Raw genomic sequence first — 5,553 nt, forward strand, 5'->3', positions numbered from 1 at the left:
CCAATGGGGGAAAGGGGGAGTTGTGCCTGAATGCCGGAAACTGGCTAAATAATCGCCAACTTCGACCATGACCACTCGGATCTGGCACTACCAGGCTTGGTCTGCGAAGGTTGTTGGAGCACTATGAGAAATCCGGGTTAGAGTAACGACGACGTTTTTGGTAGGGCTTGGTTACGCTTATGTTGGTCATGTTAAGTGTCCACTTAAAAATAAGTGGACACTATCCTGACGGCCGCAGCACCTGGCTCAAGATGGGTTTACCGGACGGTTACATTCTTCGGGATGCTCAAGCGGGAGCGAATTCACCACCGGCATTACCGCACTCAGAACGAAGCGCGAGCTGATGTATTCGACTACATTGAGCGGTTCCATAATCCCAGGATGCGACGTAGAGTTGCCGTTCAGGATCGGAAGTTGTCAGCCGTTTTAAAACCGTCCGTGGAAATGGGGTAGAACCCCTCTGACCTTTCGCGTCTAAGATTCTGATATCAATCAGAGAGATTGGATTTGTTATACAAACCTAGCGGTCCCAAAATATTGTCATTGTGCTCACCCAAATCAGGTATACTACCAACCACCTGCTTAGTGAGACTAAACTTAGGTGCGGGTGCAGGCTGCAGCACTCCGTCAATACGAATGAAGCTTTCACGCGCCTGATTATGAGGATGATTTGCAGCCTCAGAAAAATTCAAAATCGGAGCGAAACAAGCGTCTGTTCCCTCCAAAAGCGAACAACATTCAGCCTGCGTACGGGAGCCAAAAAACGCTGACATCTTCGTCTTCGCTATCTGCCAGCAACTCTTATCGTATTGGTCTACAAAGTCTGGATCATCGCTAAAACCACAAATAGAAACTAGCTTTTGGTAAAAATTAGGCTCTAATGCTTGAACGGTAACAAAGCGATCATCGGCACACCGATAAGTGCTGCACCACGGAGCCGCACCACTGAAAAAGTCATTACGGTCGCCATCACTAATGACTCCTTGTTCCCTCAAACTGGCCAGAAGCATCATGTTATAAATTACACCATCAGAAATAGCCGCATCAATCACTTGACCTTGGCCAGTTTTATTGACATGAAACAGTGCAGATAGGATACCGAGCGCCAAAGACATGCTCCCTCCCCCCACATCACCCTGCAAAGTTGGCGTCGGGAACGGAATATCCCCTGGCAAACCGCCGTAAAAAAGAGCTCCTGTGATGGCAGAAAAGTTCAGGTCATGACCGGCCGAAGGCGCTAGCGGTCCCGTCTGTCCCCATCCAGTCATCCGACCGTAGATTAGTTTTGGATTTTTTTCGAGGCATACCTCTGGTCCAATCCCCAATCTCTCCATAACGCCAGGGCGGAAACCCTCCACGAGCACATCAGCCTTTGCAACTAAACTCAAAGCAGCCTCAACATCACTACATTTGCTGAGGTTTAGTGTGATTGACTTCTTACCTCGTTTAAAAAATGCAGCCTTTCCCATCAAAGTGGGATCAACTGTTGCAGCGTTTGAATTCATCACTTTGCGTTCAATTAGCACAACTTGGGCTCCCAAGTCAGCTAACAGCATACCCACTATCGGCGCTGGACCAATCCCTGCAAACTCTACAACTTTGACTCCCTCAAGAGGCCCCATAAAAACTCCTAATATTCCGAGATGCTTTCGATCGAAATGGCATTTAATTCAGCAGTATTACTTTACTCTCGCGGCCCAAAATACTAACCAAAAATAAACAACCTTCCCCCCCTCGAAAGGGCGGGACAGGGAGGGAAGGTTAATTTATCAGTTTTAGACTATGCGCCCTTTTTAAGGCTTGAGTTCGGCTGGAAACGCCCAATTTACTGTATAGGTTTTTTAGGTGCCATTTGACAGTACCCTCGGATATTCCTAATAGGTTCGCAACTTCCTTATTAAATAGACCATCCCCGATTAGTTCCAGAATCTCACGCTCCCTTTCAGTAACCTCTGATGCACTCAAGAGTTCGAGATCAGAAATGTCAGATGGTAACGAGTCAGATTCAAGGTCTTTTTCAAAATTGCCTAACAATTTTGGTGCAGGTTCCATATTGTTTACTAAGCCTTCAATATAAGGCATCAACCGCATTTCGTGTGCGTCTAAACTTGAAGCAATATTTTTTAGAAGACACTGCCCACCTTGAAGTTCATCTGCAAAGGTTCTAAACATGCCTTGCGCTTGACCTAGTGCGAGTGCTGGAATTAAGCTTTTCTTAGCCGCCTTGGTTTGGCCAATTTTCCACTCTCCAAGCGCAGCCAGCATTCTGAATTTAGCACTACGATAAAACGCACCCTGACGGTCTAGAACAGTAATACGCTCATGCAACTCCTTTATAAAACCCTTGGATGGTTGATTAAGGAGTTCAATTCGTGCCTTCGATATTAGCCAATCATCATGTAGGAGTTCTTTAGCAATAACATCCGGATTCACGGTCTCAAGATACTGTTCAAAACGCCCTAGCTCTCTCGTTGCTGATACCCCATCACCCTCCCAAATATCAGACTGAATACGCTCTGCATAGCAGTGGCCCTCCAGTCGGACCCACCCTCTTTTCATGGCAACCTTTTCGAGCTTATCCAGTAATATCCAAGATTCTGCTTTTTCTCCGCGCAGCTTACTTATTCGAGCAAGAAGCGAATAAATGGTTTGTGCTGTTATCAATAGGCAGGCGTCCAAAGAGCCCGTCATTGCAGATGCCAATAATTCCTCCGCCTCCTCTATTTTGTTACGCTCATAGCAAAGCTCGGCCAAGCTCGCGATGGCTGTCACAGAAGCCATCGAACGCCGACCGGCGATTTTTTCAGAAATCGCTAAAGACTCTCCCAGCAATGCTTTAGCTCTATCTAAGCGTCCACGCCAGAACCAGGCCAAGCCTTCAAAACTTTTTCGGTATCCCTCACCGAAGTGAAGCTTATTGGTCATTCGAGCTGCTTGCCGCTGTACCTCAACTATCTCATCAAAACGCATTTGATGGAGATAAATATAGCCTAGGACATTGAAGACCACTTCGTACTCAAATCTATTGAGCTCACTAGGCGCTTCCATCCATGGCTCCGCAGAGCGCCTAGCGTCTTCCAATCGGTCCTCAAGTAGTGCAAGTAGCAATGACGTTGCCTGTATTTGTTTTTGCAAATCCTCTCTTCTTTCCATCAAATCAACATCATCACTTTTCTGCAAGTCAGACTCTATCTCATGAAGCAAGCCATGAATGGGAGGAAGCTCCATCATTAGCATCTGAGCCCGGACGATTGCCAAGCGTATGTCAATATTCTTGCTCAACTCATGCTCTGGTATTTGCTTCCCCCAATTGACCAGTGTGGCCGTTCGGCTTTTTTCTAGCATTTCCGATGCACAGCGTTCGATGAACGTTTTAGCAAGATCTGAATAACCAATGGCTAAAGCGTGACTCACTGCTTCAGACCACAACTCATGAGCGACGAACCAGTTGCAAGCAAGACGATGAAGGGCTAACACCTCCTTTTTACCTAACTGACCCAAACGTTCTCGAAGAAAATCAGAAAATAACCGATGAAACCGGAACCACTCATTATTGTCATCAAGCGAAAATATAAACAAATTCAACCGAGACAATTTCTCTAAAAAGGCATTCCCATCGCTTACCCCACCAACCACCTCGCATAGCGATACGTTGAAGCGCTCTAAAATTGAGCAGCGTACAAGGGCTTCCTCACAATCTGAAGGTAATAGTTCCACTAATACCTCATGGAGGTAGTTTTTAAGATCCTTCGATCCGCTTGCAAATTCATTAAGGAATTGTTTTGGTTCTTTGCGAAGCCTTGGTGACAAAGCCGCCATTTGCACGCCTGCAACCCATCCCTCGCTAACCTCGTAAAGCAATCTCGCGACGTTCTTAGGTAGATCCAACTCAACAACTTCGTTTAGAAACATCTCAAGCTCACTAAAATCCATTCGAAGATCAGAGACACCCAAGATTAACAATTGGTTTTCCAACTTCAGCTTAGATAGCCGTATGGGAATTTCGGATCTGGTTGCAATGATAATATGGAGATTTTCGGGTCGATTCTTTATCAGACGCAACATTAGCAAGTGAATTTCAGGATTAGTAATGCAGTGGTAGTCGTCTAATGTAAGTAGGATTTCCTCTCGAGAGGCCTCTAACTCGGCGAGCAAAATCGATTCAACAACTTCAATCGATGAAGATAGTTCAGAGTTAATCGCTAAAATAGATTCATTGCAGAAATTCGACTTCGTTATTGACAGTGAGGCGATGAGATATGATAAGAATCGTTTTTCTGAGTTGTCTTCTTCTGAGAGACTTAACCAAGCTATAAGCTTATCTTCACCTCGATACATGTCCGCCCATTGGCCAACGATTGTAGTCTTTCCATACCCTGCAGGCGCCTGGACTAGTGTCAAAGCATGCTTCATGATTGCCGGGGCAAGACTCTCCAGCCGTTTTCGGGAAAAGAGAGGCTGAGACCTCCTTGGCGGTGAAAGTTTGGTCGGAATCAACGGCAGGCGCCAATTCGAACTCAGATGATGTCGCATGCCTCTTAGATCTTGTTTTTGCCTCATTCCAGCCCACCAAATATAGCGCCTATTAAATTTACACGCTTATTATCGATTAAGCGCAAAATTGCCATGCCAATGATACAATCGTGTCCAGTAGTTTTATTCCACCGGAAGGGCTTGGCCAGTTTTTCGTTGTGAACCTTAATACACTTCTTAATCCCTGACTTCGATTCACCAACGCTAATTGAATTTCCTCGATAAAGTGCGCGCCGTTCCAGTTGACCAAACCACTTCTCAACCTCATTCAACCACGACGCGCTGGTTGGGGTGAAATGCACCTTGAACCTAGGATTCTTGGCGAGCCAGGCTTTGACCTCCAAGGTGTTGTGAGAAGAGTTGCTATCTAAGATGATACACAGCTGCAGATCCTGCGGAGCTTCCCAATCAATCTGTCTTAAAACATCTATAAATTCCAAGGCGTGATGACTCTGGGCGACACGGCCAATAACTTCGCCCGTCAAAATGTTGAAGTCCGCGTAAAGGCTTGTCGTGCTATGTTGCTTGTAATCGTACGGATGACGCTCAACTTGGCCTGGCTTGAGCTGTAGATTTGGGTGTGTTCGATCGAACGTCTGAATTTGGGTCTTTTCATCAACAATGAGGACCAGCGCATTGTCCGTCGGATTCAGATAAAGGCCGACAATGTCGCAAACTTTCTCGAGAAAATACGGATTATTCGTGATTTTAACGTAGTGAGCCGTTGCGGCTTCAAATTTAACGCATTCTTCAGCTAATGCACTTGCCAACACGCGCCCCCGGCATGTTCGTATGAGGCTGATACTCCAGTGCAAGGCTTGTATCGGACCCTGATGAACCGTGTGCTCATAAATTTTGACGTCTCCACGGTTCAGTTTTCGGGAGTTATTGTCAAATCTGGTGTATGACCATCAGGCAGCGTTCCTGCCAGATTGATCTTCCACCTGTATTCCATCCTGAAACTGCACGTTGTCCACGACCAGCTTCAGTTGGTCAAACCCCTTGATTCGCTTCCAGCGT

3 protein-coding genes and 1 pseudogene are annotated in these 5,553 nt (G+C 46.2%); 1 reads left to right on the top strand and 3 read right to left on the bottom strand.

Annotated elements, in window-relative coordinates; translation table 11 throughout:
- Positions 1-273: 273 nt before the first annotated feature.
- A pseudogene (locus AC13DJ_RS15460) lies at positions 274-453 on the top strand (IS3 family transposase); the annotation flags it as partial.
- Positions 454-488: 35 nt separating this feature from the next.
- Here AC13DJ_RS15460 and AC13DJ_RS15465 read toward each other — a convergent pair.
- The 3 genes from AC13DJ_RS15465 to AC13DJ_RS15475 form a co-directional block, all read right to left on the bottom strand.
- Positions 489-1,622 (bottom strand): CaiB/BaiF CoA transferase family protein, encoded by a 1,134-nt coding sequence (locus AC13DJ_RS15465; RefSeq protein ID WP_053114429.1) that lies wholly within the window; start codon positions 1,620-1,622, stop codon positions 489-491.
- A 139-nt stretch (positions 1,623-1,761) separates the two neighbouring features.
- Entirely contained in the window at positions 1,762-4,533 is a 2,772-nt protein-coding gene (locus AC13DJ_RS15470; RefSeq protein ID WP_482934016.1) for a winged helix-turn-helix domain-containing protein, read from the bottom strand.
- A gap of 23 nt (positions 4,534-4,556) precedes the next feature.
- Complete coding sequence (locus AC13DJ_RS15475; protein ID WP_482934017.1) at positions 4,557-5,303, bottom strand: IS630 family transposase; 747 nt, start codon at positions 5,301-5,303, stop codon at positions 4,557-4,559.
- Positions 5,304-5,553 lie beyond the last annotated feature (250 nt).

The organism is Marinobacter sp. L-46 (assembly GCF_056859535.1).

What these genes read in the sequence shown, in the direction of transcription:
- AC13DJ_RS15465 (WP_053114429.1), bottom strand. Translation starts at nt 1,622, where the DNA reads ATGGGGCCTCTTGAGGGAGTCAAAGTTGTAGAGTTTGCAGGGATTGGT.
- AC13DJ_RS15470 (WP_482934016.1), bottom strand. Translation starts at nt 4,533, where the DNA reads ATGCGACATCATCTGAGTTCGAATTGGCGCCTGCCGTTGATTCCGACC.